18 protein-coding genes and 1 pseudogene are annotated in these 21,166 nt (G+C 60.7%); 13 read left to right on the top strand and 6 right to left on the bottom strand.

The annotated features are described in order from the left end of the window. The first annotated feature begins 95 nt into the window (after window positions 1-95). The gene (locus tag IT763_RS18740; RefSeq protein ID WP_206194922.1) at window positions 96-1,004 is read left to right on the top strand and encodes a LysR family transcriptional regulator; all 909 of its coding nucleotides are present in this window, start codon (window positions 96-98) and stop codon (window positions 1,002-1,004) included. A gap of 27 nt (window positions 1,005-1,031) precedes the next feature. Here the strand turns inward: IT763_RS18740 and IT763_RS18735 are convergent, their stop codons facing one another. Then, window positions 1,032-1,955, bottom strand: coding sequence for a LysR family transcriptional regulator (locus IT763_RS18735; protein ID WP_016929930.1), 924 nt, complete (start codon window positions 1,953-1,955; stop codon window positions 1,032-1,034). Window positions 1,956-2,088: 133 nt separating this feature from the next. On the opposite strand from IT763_RS18735, the gene lysA reads away from it, so the two are divergent. Next, the gene (gene lysA / locus IT763_RS18730) at window positions 2,089-3,351 is read left to right on the top strand and encodes a diaminopimelate decarboxylase (RefSeq protein ID WP_016929929.1); all 1,263 of its coding nucleotides are present in this window, start codon (window positions 2,089-2,091) and stop codon (window positions 3,349-3,351) included. 51 nt (window positions 3,352-3,402) lie between these two features. Here lysA and galR read toward each other — a convergent pair whose 3' ends face one another. After that, window positions 3,403-4,422 carry an HTH-type transcriptional regulator GalR gene (gene galR, locus IT763_RS18725; protein ID WP_004931832.1) on the bottom strand — a complete coding sequence of 340 codons (1,020 nt, stop codon included), beginning with the start codon at window positions 4,420-4,422 and terminating at the stop codon, window positions 3,403-3,405. 220 nt (window positions 4,423-4,642) lie between these two features. On the opposite strand from galR, the gene IT763_RS18720 reads away from it, so the two are divergent. The 3 genes from IT763_RS18720 (at window position 4,643) to lplT (ending at window position 10,582) form a co-directional block, all read left to right on the top strand. Next, window positions 4,643-6,901 carry a molybdopterin guanine dinucleotide-containing S/N-oxide reductase gene (locus IT763_RS18720; RefSeq protein ID WP_206194921.1) on the top strand — a complete coding sequence of 753 codons (2,259 nt, stop codon included), beginning with the start codon at window positions 4,643-4,645 and terminating at the stop codon, window positions 6,899-6,901. Window positions 6,902-7,244: 343 nt separating this feature from the next. Then, window positions 7,245-9,398: a bifunctional acyl-ACP--phospholipid O-acyltransferase/long-chain-fatty-acid--ACP ligase gene (aas, locus tag IT763_RS18715; protein WP_206194920.1), complete on the top strand. Its 2,154-nt coding sequence runs from the start codon at window positions 7,245-7,247 to the stop codon at window positions 9,396-9,398. Continuing rightward, a complete protein-coding gene (gene lplT, locus IT763_RS18710; protein WP_049300391.1) occupies window positions 9,398-10,582 on the top strand; it encodes a lysophospholipid transporter LplT in 1,185 nt (394 codons plus the stop codon). The genes aas and lplT overlap by 1 nt, the downstream gene beginning before the upstream one ends. A gap of 34 nt (window positions 10,583-10,616) precedes the next feature. Here lplT and IT763_RS18705 read toward each other — a convergent pair whose 3' ends face one another. The 4 genes from IT763_RS18705 to mutH form a co-directional block, all read right to left on the bottom strand. Further along, the gene (locus IT763_RS18705; RefSeq protein ID WP_016929924.1) at window positions 10,617-11,657 is read right to left on the bottom strand and encodes an NADP(H)-dependent aldo-keto reductase; all 1,041 of its coding nucleotides are present in this window, start codon (window positions 11,655-11,657) and stop codon (window positions 10,617-10,619) included. 205 nt (window positions 11,658-11,862) lie between these two features. Continuing rightward, on the bottom strand, window positions 11,863-12,081 hold the full coding sequence (locus tag IT763_RS18700) for a YgdI/YgdR family lipoprotein (protein WP_004931843.1): 219 nt from the start codon (window positions 12,079-12,081) through the stop codon (window positions 11,863-11,865). 154 nt (window positions 12,082-12,235) lie between these two features. After that, a complete protein-coding gene (locus IT763_RS18695) occupies window positions 12,236-12,952 on the bottom strand; it encodes a TerC family protein (protein WP_033632225.1) in 717 nt (238 codons plus the stop codon). 93 nt (window positions 12,953-13,045) lie between these two features. Then, complete coding sequence (gene mutH / locus IT763_RS18690) at window positions 13,046-13,732, bottom strand: DNA mismatch repair endonuclease MutH (RefSeq protein ID WP_206194919.1); 687 nt, start codon at window positions 13,730-13,732, stop codon at window positions 13,046-13,048. A gap of 696 nt (window positions 13,733-14,428) precedes the next feature. Between mutH and rppH the strand changes: the two genes are divergently transcribed. From rppH to IT763_RS18650, 8 genes and pseudogenes are all read left to right on the top strand, one after another. After that, window positions 14,429-14,956, top strand: coding sequence for an RNA pyrophosphohydrolase (gene rppH, locus IT763_RS18685; protein WP_004931849.1), 528 nt, complete (start codon window positions 14,429-14,431; stop codon window positions 14,954-14,956). A gap of 12 nt (window positions 14,957-14,968) precedes the next feature. Then, a pseudogene (gene ptsP, locus IT763_RS18680) lies at window positions 14,969-17,215 on the top strand (phosphoenolpyruvate--protein phosphotransferase). Window positions 17,216-17,437: 222 nt separating this feature from the next. After that, window positions 17,438-18,310: a prolipoprotein diacylglyceryl transferase gene (gene lgt, locus IT763_RS18675; protein ID WP_049300392.1), complete on the top strand. Its 873-nt coding sequence runs from the start codon at window positions 17,438-17,440 to the stop codon at window positions 18,308-18,310. A 7-nt stretch (window positions 18,311-18,317) separates the two neighbouring features. Further along, a complete protein-coding gene (gene thyA / locus IT763_RS18670) occupies window positions 18,318-19,112 on the top strand; it encodes a thymidylate synthase (protein ID WP_016929918.1) in 795 nt (264 codons plus the stop codon). Between the two features lie 174 nt (window positions 19,113-19,286). Further along, window positions 19,287-19,790: a prepilin peptidase-dependent protein gene (locus tag IT763_RS18665; RefSeq protein WP_016929917.1), complete on the top strand. Its 504-nt coding sequence runs from the start codon at window positions 19,287-19,289 to the stop codon at window positions 19,788-19,790. Further along, complete coding sequence (locus IT763_RS18660; RefSeq protein WP_049300393.1) at window positions 19,784-20,362, top strand: prepilin peptidase-dependent protein; 579 nt, start codon at window positions 19,784-19,786, stop codon at window positions 20,360-20,362. Before IT763_RS18665 ends, IT763_RS18660 begins: the two co-directional genes overlap by 7 nt. Then, window positions 20,359-20,805, top strand: coding sequence for a YgdB family protein (locus IT763_RS18655; RefSeq protein ID WP_028127672.1), 447 nt, complete (start codon window positions 20,359-20,361; stop codon window positions 20,803-20,805). Before IT763_RS18660 ends, IT763_RS18655 begins: the two co-directional genes overlap by 4 nt. After that, a complete protein-coding gene (locus IT763_RS18650) occupies window positions 20,795-21,151 on the top strand; it encodes a prepilin-type N-terminal cleavage/methylation domain-containing protein (RefSeq protein ID WP_206194918.1) in 357 nt (118 codons plus the stop codon). Before IT763_RS18655 ends, IT763_RS18650 begins: the two co-directional genes overlap by 11 nt. The last annotated feature ends 15 nt before the right edge of the window (window positions 21,152-21,166 follow it).

The following is a 21,166-nucleotide window of genomic DNA, read 5'->3' as shown; positions in this document are numbered from 1 at the left end:
TAGGTATCGGTTAATGTTGTAACGATGTTATGTTGCATAAAGCGATAGAAAAACCGGATAATAAGCAATTATTCGTTGCATAAATCGGACTAATCATGGATCGCATTACCGCCGCTGAGGTTTTTGTCACCATCGTCGATCGCGGCAGCATGATCGCCGCCGCGGAAACGCTGGAGATGTCGCGCGCGATGGTGACGCGCTACCTGGCGCAGATGGAGCAATGGGCCGGGGCGCGTTTACTGCACCGCACTACCCGTAAGCTTAGTCTGACCGACGCCGGTGAGCGTACTCTGGAACGTTGCCGACAAATGTTGGCGCTGGCGGGGGAAATCGATCTGGTGGAGGAAGGGCAGAGCGACGAACTGCGCGGCCTGCTGCGCATCACCTGTTCGCAGTCGCTCGGGCAAACGGCGCTGGTGGGGGCGGTCGCTCAGTATCTGAAGCATCACCCGCAGGTGGCGGTCGATCTGCAGATGAACAATCGGGCGGTGAACCTGGTGGAAGAGCGCATCGATCTGGCGCTGCGCATCACCAACGAGCTGGATCCCAACCTGATCGCCCGTCCGCTGTCCACCTGCGCATCGGTGGTGTGCGCCGCGCCGGCGTATCTGGCGGCACACGGCACCCCGCGCCAACCGCAGGATCTGGCGTTGCACAACTGCCTGACCTACTCCTATTTCGGCAAAAGCCTGTGGCACTTCGATGCTCAGGGCGTGAAATCGGCGGTGGCGGTCAGCGGCAACCTGAGCGCCAATGAGTCGGTGGTGTTGATGGCCGGCACGGTGCAGGGCGCGGGCATTTCCATGCAGCCCTATTATTCGGCGGCCCCGCTGCTGGCCAGCGGCGAACTGGTCGAATTGTTGCCGGATTACCGGCCGCAGTCGATGGGCATCTACGGCATCTACACCTCGCGTCGCCAGATGCCCGCCACCTTGCGCACCATGCTGGACTTTCTGGTGGAGTGGTTTGCCACCGATCCGCAGTGGCAGGCGACGCTGCGCTAAGGCCTCGGCAATATTCCCACGCCGCTTTCAGCGCCTGACAGCGGCGGCCAGCCGGGCGGAGAAGCGTGCCGCCTGCTGATGCAAATGGTCGATAAAGGCCGTGACCAGCGCCGATGAAGGGCGGTGCAGCGGCCGGATCAGGCTGACGGTGAACGGCACGTCGATGCTGAACGGCCGCACGTGCACGCCGCTGCCGGCATAGTCGAGCGCCGTCAGCGGGTTAACGATCGACACCCCCACGCCGGCTCTCACCATGGCGCACACTGACGCCGCACTGTGCGTTTCCATCACCATGCGGCGCTCGACGCCTTGCTCGGCGAACAGCGCATCCAGCAAGTGACGATAGCTGTCGGTGCTCGACAGGCTGATGAAGTTCTGCCCGGCGAAGTCCTGCGGCGTCAGCTGGTCTTTTACCAGCAGCGGGTGGCCCGTCGGCAGCACGCACACTTCGTTCAACGTCATCAGCGTCACCCGTTCGGTGCCCGCCGGCGTGAGGGTGGTTTCCGTCAGCCCGAGATCGTGGCGCTGGGCAGACAGCCACTCTTCCAGCAGCGGCGACTCTTGCGGGATCACGCTGAAGCTGACTTCCGGATAACGTTCGATAAAGGGCTGGCACACCGCCGGCAGCAGCGATTGGGAAAATACCGGCAGGCACACGATCGACAGCTGCGCCTGCTGAAACTGGCGGATGCCGGCGGCGGCGTTGACGATGCGATCGAGGCCGTAATAGGAGCGTTGCACCTCTTCGAACAGCCGTAGGCCCTGCACCGTGGGGGACAAGCGCCCGCGCACCCGGTCGAACAACTGCAGCCGAATCAGCTTTTCAAAGCGCGCCAGCTCGCGGCTGACGGTCGGTTGCGAGGTTTGCAGCAGGGCCGCCGCCTCGGTCAGGTTGCCGGTGGTCATCACCGCCCGAAAGATTTCGATCTGCCGCAAAGAGATACTGTGCATGGCGAGGCCGCTCGACTGTAGAGAAAGCCATATCATAAATGAATAGACTACGGCTAAATAGATATTTTTCACTCGATTCAGCGTGCGGCACTATGGCTTTATCTGCCGTCATTTTCGAATTGGGAATATCGCCATGCCACGCCCGTTGCACGACACCTCCACCGCGTTGAACGCCGCTAACCTGCTGGCTTTGCCGCAGCGTTTCGGCTGCCCGGTCTGGGCTTATGATGCGGACATCATCAGCCAGCGCATCGCTCAGCTGCGCCACTTCGACACCATTCGTTTCGCGCAGAAGGCCTGTTCGAACATTCATATTTTGCGCTTGATGCGCGAGCAGGGCGTGAAGGTGGATTCGGTGTCGCTGGGCGAGATCGAACGGGCGCTGCAGGCCGGTTTTCAGCCGGGCGGCGAACCGAGCGAGATCGTGTTTACCGCGGACGTGTTGGATCACGCCACGCTGGCGCGCGTCAGCGAATTGAAGATCCCGGTTAACGCCGGTTCCATCGACATGCTGGATCAGCTCGGCCAGGTTTCCGCAGGGCATCCGGTGTGGCTGCGCGTTAACCCGGGATTTGGCCACGGCCACAGCCAGAAAACCAACACCGGCGGCGAGAACAGCAAGCACGGCATCTGGTATGCCGACCTGCCGCAGGCGGTGGAGAAGATCCGCCGCTATGGTCTGCAACTGATCGGCGTGCACATGCACATCGGTTCCGGCGTCGATTACCAGCATCTGGAGCGCGTCTGCGATGCGATGGTGCAGCAGGTGATCGATCTCGGTCATGACATCAGCGCCATTTCCGCCGGCGGCGGCCTGTCTATCCCGTATCAGTACGGCGAAGAGGCGATCGATACCGAACACTATTTCGGTTTGTGGAATCGGGCGCGTGAACGCATCGCCGCGCATCTGGGGCATCCGGTGCAGTTGGAGATTGAACCCGGGCGTTTCCTGATGGCGGAAGCGGGCGTCTTGGTGGCCGAGGTGCGGGCGGTGAAAGACATGGGCAGCCGCCACTTCGTGCTGGTGGACGCCGGTTTTAACGATCTGATGCGCCCGGCGATGTACGGCAGTTACCACCATATTTCGCTGTTGCCGGCCGATGGGCGCGATACCTCGGGGCAAGCGCTGCGCGAAACGGTGATCGCCGGGCCGCTGTGCGAATCCGGCGACGTGTTCACCCAGCAGGCGGGCGGCGGCGTGGAAACCCGAGAGCTGCCGCCGGTGCAGATCGGCGATTATCTGGTGTTTCACGATACCGGCGCCTACGGCGCGTCGATGTCCTCCAACTACAACAGCCGTCCGCTGTTGCCTGAAGTGCTGTTCGAAAACGGCGAGCCACGATTGATCCGCCGCCGCCAAACCATCGAAGAACTGATCGCGCTGGAACTTATCTGATCAGCCGGCGGGCGCCTGGCGCCCGCTTCACAGCGTTATGCGGCGGCATGATTACGGCTGTTCGTGCGCGTTGTTGAGGGTGGCGACCGAGTGGCGGCGCACCAGCGTTGGGCTGAACATGTTGGTGATTTCCGGCAACGGTTGCCGGTTGGCCAGCGCCAGCGCCAGCTCCGCCGCCTGGGTCGCCATCGCCACGATCGGGTAGCGAATGGTGGTCAGGCGTGGGCGCAGGTAGCGCGAAATCAGCACGTCGTCGAAACCGATCAGCGAAATCTCCCCCGGTACGTCGACGCTGTTATCGCTCAGCACCGACAGCGCGCCGGCGGCCATCGGATCGTTGTAGCAGGTAATGGCGGAGAACGAACGGCCGCGGCCGAGCAATTCTGTCATCGCCTGTTCGCCGCCGATCTCGTCCGGTTCGCCATAGGCGATCAGCTTTTCATCCACCGCGATGCCGTGTTCCCGCAGCGCGTCGAGATAGCCCTGCAGCCGGTCGGTGGCGTCGGAAATCTGGTGGGTGGAGCAGATGATGGCAATGCGCTGATGCCCTTGCTGGATCAGATGACGGGTCGCCAGCCAGGCGCCGTAGCGATCGTCGAGCGCCACGCAGCGCGTTTCGAAGCCCGGCAGCGTGCGGTTGATCAGCACCATGCCCGGGATCTGTTGCATCCAGCCGCAAAGTTCCTGATCGCTCAGCCTTTTGGCGTGCACCACCAGCGCTTCACAGCGGTGCCGCACCAGCTGTTCAATCGCCTGACGCTCTTTTTCGGCGTCGTGGTAACCGTTGCCAATCAGCAGAAAATTGTGGGTGGCGTAGGCCACCTGCTCGACCGCCTTGACCATCGCGCCGAAGAAGGGATCGGAAACGTCGGAGACGATCAGGCCCAGCGTCTCGGTGGATTGCTGCGCCAGCGCTCGTGCGTTGGCGTTAGGGTGATACTGCAGCTGTTCCATGGCGGCCTGCACCGCGGTGCGCGACCCTTCGCTGGCCTTGGGGGAATTGTTTATCACGCGGGATACCGTGGCCACGGAAACCCCCGCCAGCCTGGCAACATCCTTTATCGTAGCCATATCAGTCAACACATCCTGGGTAATCGCTTACATCCCCCAGTTTTGCGGAAAAAAACCGGGGCTGCAAGCGGTCTCGTGCGCAACTTGTGGCGGCCGTTGCAGAATCTCTTCGAGTCTGTACGCATAACCATCGACGACCGAACGATAGCGCAATTTGTACGTTGGCACTGGCGGCGGGCTGAGGTAACGTCTGTGCATTCCGATTTGCGCCGAGAATGCCATGTCCATTAAACGCTATCCGCAGCTCGCCCATTGGGGCGCTTATACCGCCGTGGTTGAAGACGGCCGGCTTATCCGTTGTGAACCCTTCGTCGACGATCCCGATCCTTCGCCGCTGCTCGATTCCATCGTACCGATGGTCTACTCCGACAAACGCATCCGCAAGCCGGCGGTGCGCCGCTCGTGGCTGCAAAAGCGCGAGGGCAGCGACCGTACGCTGCGCGGCAGGGAAGATTTCGTCGAGGTGGATTGGGAGTTAGCGCTCGATTTGGTGGCGCAGGAGAATCGCCGGGTGCGCGATCGCTACGGTGCCTCCGGGCTGTTTACCGGCTCTTATGGCTGGTCGTCGGCAGGGCGGCTGCACCATGCCCGCTCGCTGGTGCGGCGGTTCTACTTCAGCGGCGGCGGCGGCGTCGATCAGCAGGGCAACTACAGCTGGGGCGCGGCGCAGTTTTTCCTGCCGTATGTGATCGGCACTTTCTCGCCGTTGACCGGGCGCGTCACCAGTTGGCCAAGCGTGGTGGAGCACTGCGAACTGTTTGTGGCGTTTGGCGGGTTGGCGCTGAAAAACGCCCAGGTGTCTTCCGGCGGCGCGGCGGAGCATGCGCTCAAGCCCTGGCTGCAAAAGCTGGCGCGCAAGGGCACGCCGGTGATCAACATCAGCCCGATGCGCGACGACTGCCCCGAGTTCGTCAATGCGGAATGGATCCCGATCCGGCCGAATACCGACGTGGCGCTGATGCTGGCGCTGGCTTACGAAATCCAGCGGCTGGGCGCGCAGGATGAAGCCTTCCTGCACAGCCACTGCGTGGGTTATCAACAGTTGGCGGATTACCTGAACGGCGTGAGCGACGGCGTGGCGAAAACGCCGGCCTGGGCCAGCGACATTACCGGCATTCCGACGGCGCGCATCGCGCTGCTGGCGCGGCAGCTGATCGGCGTGCGCAGTTTTATCACCTGTTCCTACTCCGTGCAGCGCGCGCATCGTGGCGAGCAACCGTACTGGATGATGATCGCGCTGTCGGCGATGCTGGGCCAGGTGGGGCTGCCGGGCGGCGGGTTCTCGTTCGGCCACGGCTCAATGAACGGCGTCGGCAACCCGCGCGTGGATACCCCCGCGCCGACCATGCCGGTAGGCGATAACCCGGCCGGGCTGGCGATCCCGGTGGCGCGCATCTGCGACATGCTGCTGCACCCTGGCGAAGCCTATCAATTTTGCGGCGAGACGCGGCATTATCCGGATATCCATCTGGTGCACTGGGCCGGCGGCAACCCGTTCCATCACCATCAGCAGTTGAACCGACTGGTGGAAGGCTGGCAGAAGCCGGATACGGTGATCGTACAAGATATCTGGTGGACCGCGGCAGCCAAAATGGCGGATATCGTGTTGCCGGTCACCAGTTCGCTGGAGCGCAACGACATCGGCGGCTCGTCGCGCGATCGTTACGTGCTGGCGATGCATCAGGCGATTGCACCGCAGCATCAGGCGCGCAACGATTTCGATATCTTCGCCGATCTGGCGGAGCGCCTGGGCTATCGCGAGCGCTTTACCGAAAACCGCGACGAGCGGGCCTGGATCGAAGCTATCTACCGGCAATGCGGCGCTGCGCAGCAGCGCGCCGGCGTCGCCTGGCCCGAGTTTGAGGCGTTCTGGCAACGGGGCTATGTCGAGCTGCCCGCTCCGGCCAAAGAGTTTGTATTTTTTGACGCGTTCCGCGCCGATCCCCAGGTTAACCCGCTGCAAACGCCCAGCGGCAAGATCGAGTTGTTCAGCGAGCGGATCGCCGGCTATCGCTACGAAGATTTCGCTCCGCATCCGCAGTGGCGGCCGCCGGTGGAGTGGCTGGGCGCGCCGCAGGCCAAGAATTGGCCGCTGCACCTGATCTCCATTCAACCGAGCGATCGCCTGCATAGCCAGATGGATCCGGCGCCGCTGGCGCAGGGCAACAAGACCGCCGGGCGCGAAACCCTGTATATGCATCCGGACGATGCGGCGCCGCGCGGGGTGGCGGACGGCGCCGAAGTGCTGGTCAGCAATGCGCGCGGCAGCTGTCTGGCGGGGGTATCGCTCACCGATGGTGTGACGCGCGGCGTGGTGTTGATGGCGACCGGTGCCTGGTTCGAGCCGGGTTTCGACGCACAGCGCCAGCCGCTCGAGCAGGCGGGCAACCCGAATGTGCTGACGCTGGATATTGGCACCTCGCCGCTGACGCAGGGGCCGAACGCCATGAGCTGCCTGGTCGAGGTCAGCGCGCGATGAGTGAAGATTTCACGTCTGGGTCACTGGCTCGTCGTTGTTATATTTATTTTCGTCGCTGCGGGAAGGTTTAAGTTTCATTGAGTTATTACAGCAGATCGCGGGAAATTTACAGCTGGTTGCATTTGGAGCAGAACTCTTGCGATTCGGCGGTAGTTTCCTGCACGCCATCTCTCTAGAGTAGGTGATCCCAGAGGTATTGATTGGTGAGAAATCAGCATACTCTGTATGTTGAAGCCATTTTCAATTGCACCAACCTACGCGGATGCGTAGGTTTTTTTTTGCCTGCCATATAGTATTCTTTTCCCTACAACGATTTACGCCTCCATGGCCAAGGGAGAAGGGCATGATCTTTTCACTGCTGCGCGCGCTGTTTCGCCTGTTGTTTCGGGTTCGGGTCGAAGGGGGCGTCCAGCACTTCGAACGGCAAAAACTGCTGATTACGCCGAACCACGTCTCTTTCCTCGACGGCGTGCTGTTGGCGCTGTTCCTGCCGATAAAACCGGTGTTTGCGGTTTACGCCAGCATCGGCGAGAGCTGGTTCATGCGCTGGCTTCGGCCCTACATCGATTTCGTCTCGCTCGATCCCACCAAGCCGATGGCCATCAAGCAGCTGGTGCGCATGGTCGAACAGGGGCGGCCGATCGTCGTGTTCCCTGAAGGGCGCATCACCGTGACCGGCGCGCTGATGAAAATCTACGACGGCGCGGCGTTTATCGCCGCCAAATCGGGCGCCACCGTGGTGCCGGTGCGGATCGACGGCCCCGAATTCAGTCCGTTCGGCCGCATGGCCGGGGTGTTCAAGATCCGCTGGTTTCCGCAAATCAGCATCCGCATCTTGCCGCCGACCACGCTGCCGATGCCGGAGGCGCCGCGTGCGCGCGAGCGTCGGGCGCTGGCGGGCGATCGGCTGATGCAGATCATGATGCGGGCGCGCATGGAGACGCGCGAACCGCAGACGCTGTTCCATGCCTTGCTGGCGGCGCAGCGCCGCTATGGGCGTCGCAAGCCGTGTATCGAAGACATCGCTTTCAAAGAGGACAGCTACCAAACGCTGATCAAGAAATCGCTGGGCGTCAGCCGCATTCTGCAGCGCTTTATCGCCGAAGGGGAACACGTCGGGCTGCTGTTGCCGAACGCCACCATCACCGCGGCGGCGATCTTCGGCGCTTCGCTGCGCAACCGCATTCCGGCGATGCTCAACTACACCGCCGGCGCCAACGGCCTGAACAGCGCGATGACCGCCGCCGGCATCAAGACCATCGTCACCTCGCGCCAGTTCCTGGAGAAGGGCAAACTGACCCACCTGCCGGAGCAGGTGACGCAGGCCAACTGGATGTATCTGGAGGATCTGAAAGACACCGTTACGCTGGCGGACAAGCTGTGGATCCTGCGGCACTTGCTGCAACCGCAGCGCGCGGCGTTGCCGCAACGCCCGGAGGACGCGGCGCTGATCTTGTTCACTTCCGGCTCTGAAGGCCACCCCAAGGGCGTGGTGCATTCGCATGCCAGCCTGCTGGCCAACGTAGAACAAATTCGCACCATCGCCGATTTCACGCCGCGCGACCGTTTCATGTCATCGCTGCCATTGTTCCACTCGTTCGGCCTGACGGTGGGGTTGCTTACGCCGCTGATCACCGGCAGCCGCATTTTCCTCTACCCCAGCCCGCTGCACTATCGCGTGGTGCCGGAGTTGGTGTATGACCGTAACTGCACGGTGCTGTTCGGCACGGCGACCTTCCTCAACAACTATGCGCGCTTCGCGCATCCGTATGATTTCGCCCGCCTGCGCTATGTGGTGGCCGGCGCGGAGAAACTGGCGGACAGCACCAAACAGATCTATCAGGATAAATACGGCATCCGCATTCTGGAAGGCTATGGCGTGACCGAGTGCGCGCCGGTGGTGTCGATCAACGTGCCGCTGGCGACCAAGGTGGGCACCGTTGGCCGCATCATGCCGCAGATGGAGGCGCGCTTGATCGCGGTGCCGGGCATCGATAACGGCGGCCGCCTGCAGCTGAAGGGGCCGAATATCATGAAAGGCTATCTGCGGGTTGAACGTCCCGGTGAGCTGGAACCGCCGGCGGCGGAAGATGCGAACGGCGTGCTGCAGCCGGGTTGGTATGATACCGGCGATATCGTCAGCCTGGATGAGCAGGGTTACTGCACCATTCGCGGGCGCGTGAAGCGCTTCGCCAAGCTGGCGGGCGAGATGGTGTCGCTGGAGAGCGTCGAATTGCTGGCGCAACGGCTGTCGCCGGAAAAGCTGCATGCCGCCACGGTCAAAAGCGACAGCAGCAAAGGCGAGGCGCTGGTGCTGTTCACCACCGATCCCGCCATTACCCGCGAGGCATTGCTGCGGGTGGCGCGCGAGTTGGGCAGCCCGGAGCTGGCGGTGCCGCGCGATATTCGCCTGTTGAAAACGCTGCCGGTGCTCGGCAGCGGCAAACCTGATTTCCTCACCCTGCGTCATATGGCCGAACAGCCGGAGAGTGCCTGATGAATCCTTCGACCGAATCCCCTTTGTTGTCACGCGGCATGATCGCGGTGATCAGCGCGCAGTTCCTCTCGGCGTTCGGCGACAATGCGTTGCTGTTCGCCACGCTGGCGCTGATCAAGCAGCAGCTGTATCCGGACTGGAGCCAGCCGATCCTGCAGATGGCCTTTGTCGCCACCTACATCATCCTGGCGCCGTTTGTCGGCCAGGTGGCCGACAGCTTCGCCAAAGGGCGGGTGATGATGTTCGCCAACGCCCTGAAGCTGGTGGGGGCGTTGATGATCTGTTTTGGGGGGAACCCGTTTTGGGGTTACAGCCTGGTCGGCGTGGGTGCCGCCGCGTATTCTCCAGCCAAATACGGCATTCTGGGCGAGATCACCAGCGGCGAGAAGCTGGTCAAGGCTAACGGCCTGATGGAGGCCTCGACCATCGCCGCCATTCTCACCGGTTCGGTGGCCGGCGGTATTCTGGCGGACTGGCACGTGGTAGCGGCGCTGGCGGCCTGCGCGTTGGTTTACGCAGGGGCGGTGGTCGCCAACCTGTATATTCCACGTCTGGCGGCGGCGCGCCCAGGGGCTTCATGGCGGCCGCGGGCCATGACGAACAGCTTTCTTACCGCCTGCGTCACATTATGGCGCGATGGGCAGACGCGTTTCTCTTTGATCGGCACCAGCCTGTTTTGGGGGGCCGGCGTGACGCTGCGTTTTCTGTTGGTGCTGTGGGTGCCGGTGGCGCTTGGCATTGCCGATAACGCCACGCCGACGCTGCTGAACGCCATGGTGGCCGTCGGCATCGTGGTCGGCGCCGGCGCCGCCGCGCGCTTCGTCACGCTGAAGACGGTGAAGCGCTGCATGCCGGCCGGGATCCTGATCGGCGTCGCGGTCGCGGTGTTTGCGTTGCAAACGACCATGCTCAATGCCTACGTCTTGCTGGCGATCATCGGCATGCTGGGGGGCTTCTTCGTGGTGCCGCTCAATGCGTTGCTGCAGGAGCGGGGCAAGCATTCGGTCGGCGCCGGCAATGCGATCGCGGTGCAAAACCTGGGTGAAAACGCCGCCATGTTGCTGATGCTGGGCCTGTATTCTTTGGTCGTGAAGCTGGGCGTGCCGGTGGTGGGCGTCGGCGTAGGGTTTGGCGTGGTGTTTGCGCTGGCGATTAGCGCATTGTGGTGGTCTCAGCGGCGGTGAAACGGGGCGCAGCCTGGCTGCGCCCTCAGAGGAATTAAGGCGCCGGAATGGTAAACCGGGTGTGGATTTCTTCGAGCGCCTGCAGCACGTCCTCATCCAGAATCACGTCAAGGCTGTCGAGGTTGATTTTCAACTGATCCACCGAGGTGGCGCCCAACAGGGTGCTGGCGACGAACGGCTGCTGACGCACGAAGGCCAAGGCCATCTGCGAAGGATCCAGTCCGTGTTTTTTGGCCAGCGCCACGTATTCGGCGATCGCCAACTGGGTTTGCTGCCCTGAATAACGGTTGAAGCGGGTGAACAGCGTATTGCGCGCGCCGGCCGGTTTTGCGCCGTTGAGGTATTTACCGCTCAGGGTGCCGAACGCCAGGCTGGAATAGGCCAGCAGTTCCACCCCTTCGTGCTGGCTGATCTCGGCCAGGCCAATCTCAAAGCTGCGGTTCAGCAGGCTGTACGGGTTTTGAATCGACACGATGCGCGGCAGCTCATGTTTCTCCGCCAGCTGCAGGTAGCGCATCACGCCCCAGGGCGTTTCATTGGAAACCCCGATATAGCGGATCTTGCCGGCGCGCACCTGCTCGGTCAGCGCCTCCAGCGTTTCCAACAGCGTGACCGTGGCTTTGTCGTCGGTGTATTGATAGTTGAGTTTGCCAAAGCAGTTGGTGGCGCGCTGCGGCCAGTGCAATTGATAAAGATCGAGATAATCGGTGTTCAGCCGTTTGAGGCTGGCGTCCAGCGCGGCGCGGATGTTCTTGCGATCGAGCGCCTGCTGCGGGCGGATGCTGCTGTCGGTGCCGCGCACCGGCCCCGAAACTTTGCTGGCCAGGACGATTTTTTCGCGATTGCCGCGCGCCTTGATCCAACTGCCGATATAGCTCTCGGTCAGGCCCTGGGTTTCCGGGCGGGGCGGCACCGGGTACAGTTCGGCGGTGTCTATCAGGTTCACGCCTGCGGCCAATGCATAGTCCAGTTGCGCATGGGCGTCGGCTTCGCTGTTCTGTTCGCCAAAGGTCATGGTGCCCAGTCCCAGCACGCTCACTTCTAAAGAACTGTGGGGAATACGGTGGTATTGCATTAACGGCCTTCCTTTCTTGTTAGCGCTGACGGGCCGCGCGGCCCGGTGAAACAGGAGCCCAATTCAGAAGACGGCGCAAAGTCCGTCGGGCGGCGATGTCGCCTTTCCTGACTATAACCAAGCGGTGAAGATGGGGGAAGCGGATTCAGTGCGGAGACGAATGAGGGCTACCGCGCTTGAACGGGCGATAGCCGGCGAGCGGTGATTAGCGTTCGATAACCTGGGAAACCTGATCGCCGTTGATCTGGCGGTGGTTGCCTTTCTCGTCTTTATAACTGATGAGTCCGGTGTCTTCGTCGATCTCTGGTTTGCCTTGCGTCAGGATCATGTTGCCGTCTTTGGTCGCCATGACGTAGTCGCTGGAACATCCCGCCAAACCGGCCGCCATCACCAGCGCAGACACTGCCATTACCCACTTTTTCATCCTGCGGATCCTCGATTATGCAAAAACAATGTTCTTTCAAGATTAGCAAACTCTTGGCCGGGGACGTCTCAGATAAGTCTTTATCTGATAAGAAAAACTGAAATGAGGGGGCAACGAAACGGCGGAAGCCGCCGGTGGCGGCCTCCGCGCAGGGTTATTCCGGCGAACGGTTTTTCTTGCTGCGCATCAGATTGAGCGCTTCTACCGACATGGAGAAGAACATGGCGAAGTAGATGTAGCCTTTCGGCACGTGCACCTGGAAGCTTTCCAGCATCAGCGTGAAGCCCACCAGGATCAGGAACGCCAGCGCCAGCATTTTTACCGACGGATGGCGGTTGACGAACTCGCCGATCGGCCGGGCGGCGAACATCATCACGCCGACGGCGATCACCACCGCCGCCATCATGATGAACAGATGGTCGGAAAGCCCCACGGCGGTAATCACCGAATCCAGACTGAAGATGATATCCAACAGCATGATTTGCACGATCGCGCCGAAGAAGCTGTGCACCTTGGTGTGGTGCTCTTCTTCCGAACCTTCGATGGTTTCGTGGATCTCTTTGCTGGCTTTCCAGATCAGGAACAATCCCCCCAGCAGCAGGATTAAATCGCGGGCGGAAATGGCGTGATCCAGCACGGTGAACAGCGGGTGCGTCAAGCGGATCACCCAGGCGATAGAGGCCAGCAGCGCCAGGCGCATCAGCATGGCGGCGGCCAGCCCGAGCCGGCGAGCTTTGTTCTGTTGCGCTTTGGGCAGCTTGGCTACCACCAGCGACAGAAAAATGATGTTATCAATACCCAGTACGATCTCAAGAATGGTTAGCGTACCTAACGCTAACCAGGCATTGGGATCCATAATCCATTCGAACATTGCCCGACACACCTTAATAAATGCAAAGCGTGAATTATACGCGTTTATCGCGGCGCTGACAGGGTTAGCTAAACCAGAGTTAAACGAAATCGCTTAGATTGAGAAATGTCTTGCCAGCAGCGCGCCGGTAAAGCCCTTTTTCAGATAGAAACCGCGCGGCAGCGTCATGATAGGTTGCCCCTGTTCGCCGATGGCTTCGGTGAGCGCCTTGTTGTTGGCCGCTTTGGGGCGCAGTTGCAGCACTTCGCCGTGGCGTGCGGTGGTGCGTTCTACGTGACCGAGCACGATCAGATCCATCAGTTCTTCCCAATCGCGGCGTAACATCTCTTCTTCTGCAAGGCTCGGGCTCCACAGCAGCGGCGAACCGACGCGGCGCTGGGCCAGCGGGATTTGCCGTTCGCCTTCTACCGGTATCCACAACACGCGCGCCAGCTTGTGGCGAACGTGGCTGCTGGCCCAGGTGACGCCGCTGTTGCCGGTGAGCGGGGCGACGCAGACGAAAGTGGTTTCCAGCGGTTTGCCGGCGGCGTCGACAGGAATGGTTTTCAGCTCAATGCCCAACTCGGGAAAATCCTGTTCCGGTTTGCTGCCGGCCATGGCGCCGAGATACAGCTCCAGCAGCATGCCCACCCAGCCTTTATCGCGTTTCAGATCCTTGGGGATCGGCAATTGCGCACGGGCGGCCAGTTCGCCAAAGCTGAAGCCGGCCAGCGCCTGAGCGCGCTCGAACAGCTGCCGTTCATTTTCCGGCGGGGGCGGCAAAGGGGATAAAAATGCCATAAATCAAGCCTGTCGAATTTGGTTGAAAAACGTACTGCAATTATACACGGCGAGCGATAACCGCTATCGCCTGGGGAAAAGAATAATAGTAGCATGATTTTACATGACTTTTTTTCTTTCTTTACGCGGGCGACAATGCACTCGCGGGGCTTGTTCACCTGAAGCCACCGACAATAAACAGGATCTTACACCTATTTATCCACAGATTTATGGGATAACCCAAATTTTTACCGATCACTGGTTCAATTTACAGCCTTGACTCAGGCGGGTTTTTACGAATTTGTCCGTTTTGTGCGTAACTTGCCCGGATAATCTGTGGATAAAAACGGCGTTGGTGGATCTTTCGCCAGGGTAAGATCCTTACCGTGCATAGATCACATTTTTGTCCTGTGCATCACTGCGAGATATTGGTTAACTATATGTTTTTAAATTTAATATTTGTTTATGGGTATGAGAGCGGATTTTAGGGGACGAGAGTTTTACCGGCTTATCCCTCGAGTTCTGCACACACCTATCCACAGAAAAAGTGAATAAAACCGGTCTGAAAGGCTGGGGTATGTTTATAACTTTGCCAATATCTGTGAGTTATCCCAATGTTATCCGGCCCGCAGCGCCGTAAAGCAGTGGTTTACCGCCTGTAGCTTGTGTGAAACAATCAGGACATCTATGCGAATTTAAGCTTATCGAGGTAGTCCGGTGATCGATGATGATGGCTACCGCCCGAATGTTGGTATCGTAATCTGTAATCGTCAGGGGCAGGTCTTATGGGCCCGCCGTTACGGTCAGCACTCCTGGCAGTTTCCCCAAGGTGGGATTAACCCTGGCGAAACTGCGGAGCAGGCGATGTACCGTGAGCTGTTCGAAGAAGTGGGGCTGAGTAAAAAGGATGTGCGCATCCTGGCTTCGACCCGCAACTGGTTGCGCTATAAATTGCCGAAACGTTTGGTGCGTTGGGACACAAAGCCGGTTTGTATCGGCCAAAAGCAAAAATGGTTTTTGTTGCAGCTACTGTGCAATGACGCTGATATCAATATGCAGCGCAGCAGCACGCCGGAGTTCGACGGTTGGCGCTGGGTGAGCTTCTGGTATCCGGTGCGCCAGGTGGTGTCGTTCAAACGCGACGTCTACCGCCGGGTGATGAAAGAATTCGCCGTGACCGTGATGCCGATGCAAGAGCAGGCGGCGCCGCGGCAGGCTCCCGCTTATCGCCGAAAGAGAGGTTAAGTTAAGCCGACTATGCTCACGCGCTTGCGAGAAATTGTAGAGAAGGTGGCCGCGGCGGCCAGTCTGACGGATGCGCTGGATCTGCTGGTCAATGAAACCTGTCTGGCGATGGACACCGAAGTGTGTTCCATCTACCTGGCGGACAACGATCGCCGCTGCTACTACCTGATGGCCACGCGCGGGCTGAAAAAGCCGCGTGGGCGCACTATCGCATTGGCGTTTGACGAGGGCGTCGTCGGGTTGGTCGGCCGCCGAGCCGAGCCTATTAACCTGGCCGATGCCCAAAGCCACCCCAGTTTCAAATACGTTCCGCAGGTGAAAGAGGATCGTTTTCGATCCTTCCTCGGGGTGCCGATCATTCATCGGCGCCAACTGCTGGGGGTGCTGGTGGTGCAGCAGCGCGAGCTGCGCCAGTTCGATGAAAGCGAAGAGTCTTTCATGGTCACTCTGGCCACGCAGATGGCCGGGATCTTGTCACAGTCGCAGCTCAACGCCATTTTCGGCCAGTATCGCCAAACGCGCGTGCGTGCACTGGCGGCCTCGCCCGGCGTGGCGGTGGCTGAAGGGTGGCAGGACAGTAGCCAGCCTTCGCTCGATCAGGTTTACCGCGCGTCGACGCTGGACACCGCCAGCGAGCGCGAGCGCCTGACGCTGGCGCTGGAAGAGGCCGGCGCGGAGTTTCGCCGCTTCAGCAAGCGTTTTGCCGCCAGCTAGCAAAAAGAGAGCGCGGCGATCTTCGATCTTTATTCTCACCTGTTAAACGACGCCCGCCTCAAGCGCGAACTGTTCGCCGAAATCGACAACGGCTCGGTGGCGGAGTGGGCGGTGAAACAGGTGATAGAAGCCTTTGCCGAACAGTTCGCCAAACTGCAGGACACCTACATGCGCGAGCGCGGCAGCGATCTGCGCGCGCTGGGCCAGCGCCTGCTGTTCCACCTCGATGACACCACCCAGGGCGCCACCCAGTGGCCGGCGCGTTTTGTGCTGGTGGCGGATGAGCTGACCGCGACATTGCTGGCCGAAGTGCCGCAGGATCGCCTGGTCGGCGTGGTGGTGCGCGACGGCGCCGCCAACTCGCATGCGGCGATTTTGGTGCGGGCGATGGGGGTGCCGACGGTGATGGGCGCCGACATCCAGCCTTCTCTGCTCAGCCAGCGGTTGCTGATCGTTGATGGGTATCGCGGTGAACTGTTGGTCGATCCTGAACCGGTGCTGGTGCAGGAATATCAACGGCTGATCAGCGAAGAGCTGGAGTTGAGCAAGCTGGCGGAAGACGACGTCGAGCAACCGGCGCAGTTGAAAAGCGGCGAGCGTATCCAGGTGATGCTGAACGCCGGCCTCAGCCCGGAACATGAACAACTGTTGGGCGGCCGAGTGGATGGCGTGGGGTTGTACCGCACCGAAATCCCGTTCATGTTGCAAAGCGGTTTCCCCTCCGAAGAAGAACAGGTCGCGCAGTATCAAGGCATGCTGCAGCTTTATCCGAGCAAGCCGGTTACGCTGCGCACCCTGGATATCGGCGCCGACAAGCAACTGCCCTATATGCCGATCAGCGAAGAGAACCCTTGCCTGGGGTGGCGCGGCATCCGCATCACTCTGGATCAGCCGGAGATCTTTTTGATTCAGGTACGCGCCATGCTGCGCGCCAATGCCGGCACCGGCAACCTGGGTATTTTGCTGCCGATGATCACCAGCCTTGAAGAGGTCGACGAAGCTAAACGCCTGATTGACCGAGCCGGGCGCGAGGTGGAAGAGGTGCTCGGCTACGCGATCCCGAAACCGAAAATCGGCGTGATGCTGGAAGTGCCATCGATGATTTTCCTGATCCCGCATTTGGCCGGGCGCGTTGATTTCATCTCGGTCGGCACCAACGACTTGACCCAGTACCTGCTGGCGGTGGATCGCAACAACACGCGGGTCGCCGCGCTGTATGACAGTTTGCATCCCGCGATGTTGCAGGTGCTGAACTTGATCGCCGAGCAGGGGAAAGCGGCCGGGCTGCAGCTTAGCCTCTGCGGTGAGTTGGCCGGCGATCCCATGGGCGCGCTGTTGCTGGTGGGCATGGGCTATCGCAATCTGAGCATGAATGGCCGCAGCGTGGCGCGCATCAAATACCTGCTGCGACATATTGACCTGGCCGACGCCGAAATGCTGGCTCACCGGGTGTTGAATACCCAGATGACCACCGAAGTGCGCCATCTGGTGGCGGCGTTTATGGAGCGGCGCGGCATGGGTGGGCTGATCCGCGGGGGCCGATAACCGCCGCACGGTGTGATTTTTTTACAGAACTTTTCCCGCCCTGCCGGACCGGACCGCGCTAAGCCTATGTTATGATGCGCAACCTCAGCGCGGCGCATGCTCGTCGCCTTGCAGACCGCAGCGGCCAATGCCGCCGTTTGCAAGGCGCGGGATAATCTCCGTCGCCGCTTGGCACCTGCCGCCCCCGCATGGGGAAAAATAACAGACATGTTGTGGTGATAGATGAGCAATAGCTATCTGGCGTTTCCTAAATTTGATCCGGTCATTTTCTCCATTGGCCCGGTTTCTCTGCATTGGTACGGCCTGATGTACCTGGTCGGCTTCGTTTTTGCCATGTGGCTGGCGGTGCGTCGCGCCAACAAGCCGGGCAGCGGCTGGACCAAAGACGAAGTGGAAAACCTGCTCTACGCCGGCTTCCTGGGCGTATTCGTCGGCGGCCGCGTCGGCTATGTGCTGTTCTACAACCTGCCGCTGTTCCTGGATAACCCGCTCTATCTGTTCAAGGTCTGGGATGGCGGCATGTCGTTCCACGGCGGCTTGATGGGGGTGATTCTGGTTATGTTCTGGTTCGCACGCCGCACCAAACGCACCTTCTTCCAGGTTTCCGATTTTATCGCGCCATTGATCCCATTCGGCCTGGGCGCCGGCCGCCTCGGCAACTTTATCAACGGCGAACTGTGGGGCCGCGTGACCACCGATACCCCTTGGGCGATGTTGTTCCCAAGTTCGCGCAGCGAAGACGTGGCCCTCGCCACCGCCGATCCCTCTCTGCTGCCGTTGCTGAATCAGTACGGCGTACTGCCGCGCCACCCGTCGCAGCTGTATGAACTGCTGCTGGAAGGCGTGGTGCTGTTTATCATTCTGAACCTGTTTATTCGCAAGCCGCGGCCGATGGGCGCCGTATCAGGCCTGTTCCTGATCGGGTATGGCGCATTCCGCATCATCGTTGAAGCGTTCCGCCAGCCGGATGCCCAGCTCGGCCTGTTCGACGGCGTGATCAGCATGGGGCAGATCCTGTCCATCCCGATGGTGGTGGCCGGTATTATTATGATGATTTGGGCGTACCGTCGTCGCCCACAGCAACAACTGTCGTGAGGAACAAATGAAACAGTATCTGGATTTGATGAATAAGGTGCTCGCCGAGGGCACCCCTAAAGCCGACCGTACCGGCACTGGCACATTGTCGATTTTCGGCCACCAGATGCGTTTCAACTTGCAGGAAGGTTTCCCGTTGGTGACCACCAAGAAATGTCATCTGCGTTCGATCATTCATGAGCTGTTATGGTTCCTGAACGGCGATACCAACATCGCCTACCTGCGTGACAACAAGGTCACCATTTGGGACGAGTGGGCCGATGAAAACGGCGATCTCGGCCCGGTGTACGGCAAACAGTGGCGCGCCTGGGGCGCAGCGGACGGCCGTCAGATCGATCAGCTGAGCAACGTGCTCCAACAGCTGAAGCAAGATCCGGATTCGCGTCGCATCATTGTTTCCGCCTGGAACGTCGGCGAGCTGGATCAGATGGCGTTGGCGCCGTGCCACGCGTTCTTCCAGTTCTACGTGGCGGACGGCAAGCTCTCTTGCCAGCTGTACCAGCGTTCCTGCGACGTTTTCCTCGGCCTGCCGTTCAACATCGCCAGCTACGCGCTGTTGGTGCACATGATGGCGCAGCAGTGCGATCTGGAAGTGGGCGACTTCGTCTGGACCGGCGGCGATACCCACCTGTACAGCAACCACATGGAACAGACTCAGCTGCAGCTGACGCGTGAACCGCGTCCGTTGCCGAAACTGGTGATCAAACGCAAACCGGCTTCACTGTTCGATTACCGTTTCGAAGACTTCGAGATCGAAGGTTACGATCCGCACCCGGCCATCAAGGCGCCGGTCGCGATCTGACCTTAACCGCATCACACCAGGGGCGCAGCGATTGCGCCCCTTTTTTTATCCGCATTGCGTACCGCACCGCATTTTTTTGTCGCCGTCTGCCATCGTAGAGAAAACATTGCGCAGCTTGCCGCAGCGCTTGCGCATGCGGCTTTACCGCGTTGTTACGGCCCTTACACTGGCGGCATGAACGACAATACTCTCTCGAACATCGATGATCGCCAACGGGGCATGACGCTGATTGAGCTAATGGCGGCGATCCTGATCGCCGCCATGCTCACCGGCTGGGGCGTCGGGCAATGGCGCTATCATCAGCAAGCGCTGCGGCTGGAACACACGGCCCAACAACTGCTGGCGTTTTTGCTGCGATTACAGGCGGACGCCAACTGGCGTAACCGCACGGCGCTGCTGTGGTTCAAGAATGGCACGCCCTGGTGCCTGGGCGGCGGTGTGCCACCGACGGATTGCATTTCCGCCGAAGGCTCCGTTTTCTTGCCGCCTTATCGCGACGTTGTGCTGAGTGGCTACTCCGGCAAAGAGATTGGGTTTTATGGTTTGCGCAATACTGCGCAGGCGGGGCACATCCTTCTCAGCAACGACGCAGGCAGCCTGCGGCTGGTGCTGTCCGCCCGTGGGCGGCTGCGTTTGTGCAGCGAAGGGCTCCGGATAAGGGGGATCGCGCCATGCTGACTGTCGAACGCGGTTTTACCTTGCCGGAGGTGATGTTGGCGCTGGTGTTCGGCAGCGTGATCGCGCTCGGCGCGGCGAAAACTTACCCGGTGTTACGCCAGCAGAACGTGGCCGTCGGTCAGCACTTTCGGCTGGAGTCAACGCTGCGACAGTTGGCGTTCGGCATTGAGAAAGATCTGCGCCGCGCCGGTTTTTGCGCCGGGCAATGCGCCGGCCGGCCGCTGCTGATAGGCCAGGCATCGGGGGAAACGGCTGGCAGCTGCGTTATCGTTGCCTACGACATTGCTCGCAGCGGGCAATGGCTCACTTCGGGTGAGGATGCAGGCTATTTCGGTTATCGACTACGTAATGGCGGCTTGGAAGGGCAGCGCGGCGTGAGCCAATGCGAGGGCGGTGGCTGGGAGCGGCTACTCGATCATGACGAAGTGCGCATTGAGCGGTTTCATGTGGCGATAGAGCGGGGCGATCACGGCGCGGCATTGGCTCGCCTGACGCTGACGGGGCGCTCCGCCAGTGATACGCGTATCAGGCGCAGCCTGAGCGGGAGCGTCGAAATGGCGGCGCTGCCATGAAGCGGCGAACCCAGCGAGGTGGTAGCACCCTGGCGGCGGTGATGTTGCTGCTGGCGCTGGGGCTGATGTTGCTCAATGCTCAACAGCGGCAATTGGATAACGCGCTGTTACTGGCCGCCGATCAGCAGCGTTACCTTCAGGCTTACAATCAGGCCGCTTCGGCGCTGAGTTGGGGCATGAGCCAGCGTTGGCCGCGCGCCGAGCTGAGTGCAGCGGCCTGGCTATGCAGGCAGCGCGTGGAACTGACGGCTTGCGCTCGGCTGTCAGCCAGAGCGGGAGTGGTGACGGTTCGCGGCCTTGGTGAGATGCGCGGCGGTGAACCGGTATGGCTGTATCAATGGGGCACCTTTAACGGCGCGGAGGCTGCTGGCAAGTTGCAAGCACAGCCGGGCGGTCGGCTGGATTTTTGTCCCGAGAAAAGGTTGGCCGACTGTGAAGGCTAACGCTCGGGCAGCGTGGATATCCCGCAACGGCTTCAGTCTGCCGGAAGTGTTGGTGGCGGCCTTGCTGTTCTCGGTGTCGCTGCTTGGCTTGTTACAGTATCATCAGGTGCTGTTGCAGTCGTTCCAGCGCCAGTGGCACTACCGGCAAGCCTGGGGGCTGGCGCACCAGCAGTTGGAGGCGTTCGCCGTCATCGGCCGGCTCGAGGCTGAACCGCTGCCGGAAGGGTGGCGGCGCGAGACGGCACTTGGCGATGCGGGGAGCGATTGTCGCCGATTGACGGTCAGGATCCAAACGCCGCAGCGGCAGTGGGCAACGCTGAGCCGCTGGTATTGCGCCCGTTTTTGAGCCGTATGTCTTTTG

The organism is Serratia sp. CMO1 (assembly GCF_015689115.1).
Lineage (GTDB): Bacteria > Pseudomonadota > Gammaproteobacteria > Enterobacterales > Enterobacteriaceae > Serratia > Serratia marcescens.
The sequence above is the reverse complement of the archived record's forward strand: the minus strand, read 5'-3'. Positions and strand labels throughout refer to the sequence as shown.

Coding starts and splice junctions, on each gene's coding strand:
- IT763_RS18740 (WP_206194922.1), top strand. CDS start 96: ATGGATCGCATTACCGCCGCTGAGGTTTTTGTCACCATCGTCGATCGC.
- IT763_RS18735 (WP_016929930.1), bottom strand. CDS start 1,955: ATGCACAGTATCTCTTTGCGGCAGATCGAAATCTTTCGGGCGGTGATG.
- lysA (WP_016929929.1), top strand. CDS start 2,089: ATGCCACGCCCGTTGCACGACACCTCCACCGCGTTGAACGCCGCTAAC.
- galR (WP_004931832.1), bottom strand. CDS start 4,422: ATGGCTACGATAAAGGATGTTGCCAGGCTGGCGGGGGTTTCCGTGGCC.
- IT763_RS18720 (WP_206194921.1), top strand. CDS start 4,643: ATGTCCATTAAACGCTATCCGCAGCTCGCCCATTGGGGCGCTTATACC.
- aas (WP_206194920.1), top strand. CDS start 7,245: ATGATCTTTTCACTGCTGCGCGCGCTGTTTCGCCTGTTGTTTCGGGTT.
- lplT (WP_049300391.1), top strand. CDS start 9,398: ATGAATCCTTCGACCGAATCCCCTTTGTTGTCACGCGGCATGATCGCG.
- IT763_RS18705 (WP_016929924.1), bottom strand. CDS start 11,657: ATGCAATACCACCGTATTCCCCACAGTTCTTTAGAAGTGAGCGTGCTG.
- IT763_RS18700 (WP_004931843.1), bottom strand. CDS start 12,081: ATGAAAAAGTGGGTAATGGCAGTGTCTGCGCTGGTGATGGCGGCCGGT.
- IT763_RS18695 (WP_033632225.1), bottom strand. CDS start 12,952: ATGTTCGAATGGATTATGGATCCCAATGCCTGGTTAGCGTTAGGTACG.
- mutH (WP_206194919.1), bottom strand. CDS start 13,732: ATGGCATTTTTATCCCCTTTGCCGCCCCCGCCGGAAAATGAACGGCAG.
- lgt (WP_049300392.1), top strand. CDS start 17,438: ATGAGCAATAGCTATCTGGCGTTTCCTAAATTTGATCCGGTCATTTTC.
- thyA (WP_016929918.1), top strand. CDS start 18,318: ATGAAACAGTATCTGGATTTGATGAATAAGGTGCTCGCCGAGGGCACC.
- IT763_RS18665 (WP_016929917.1), top strand. CDS start 19,287: ATGAACGACAATACTCTCTCGAACATCGATGATCGCCAACGGGGCATG.
- IT763_RS18660 (WP_049300393.1), top strand. CDS start 19,784: ATGCTGACTGTCGAACGCGGTTTTACCTTGCCGGAGGTGATGTTGGCG.
- IT763_RS18655 (WP_028127672.1), top strand. CDS start 20,359: ATGAAGCGGCGAACCCAGCGAGGTGGTAGCACCCTGGCGGCGGTGATG.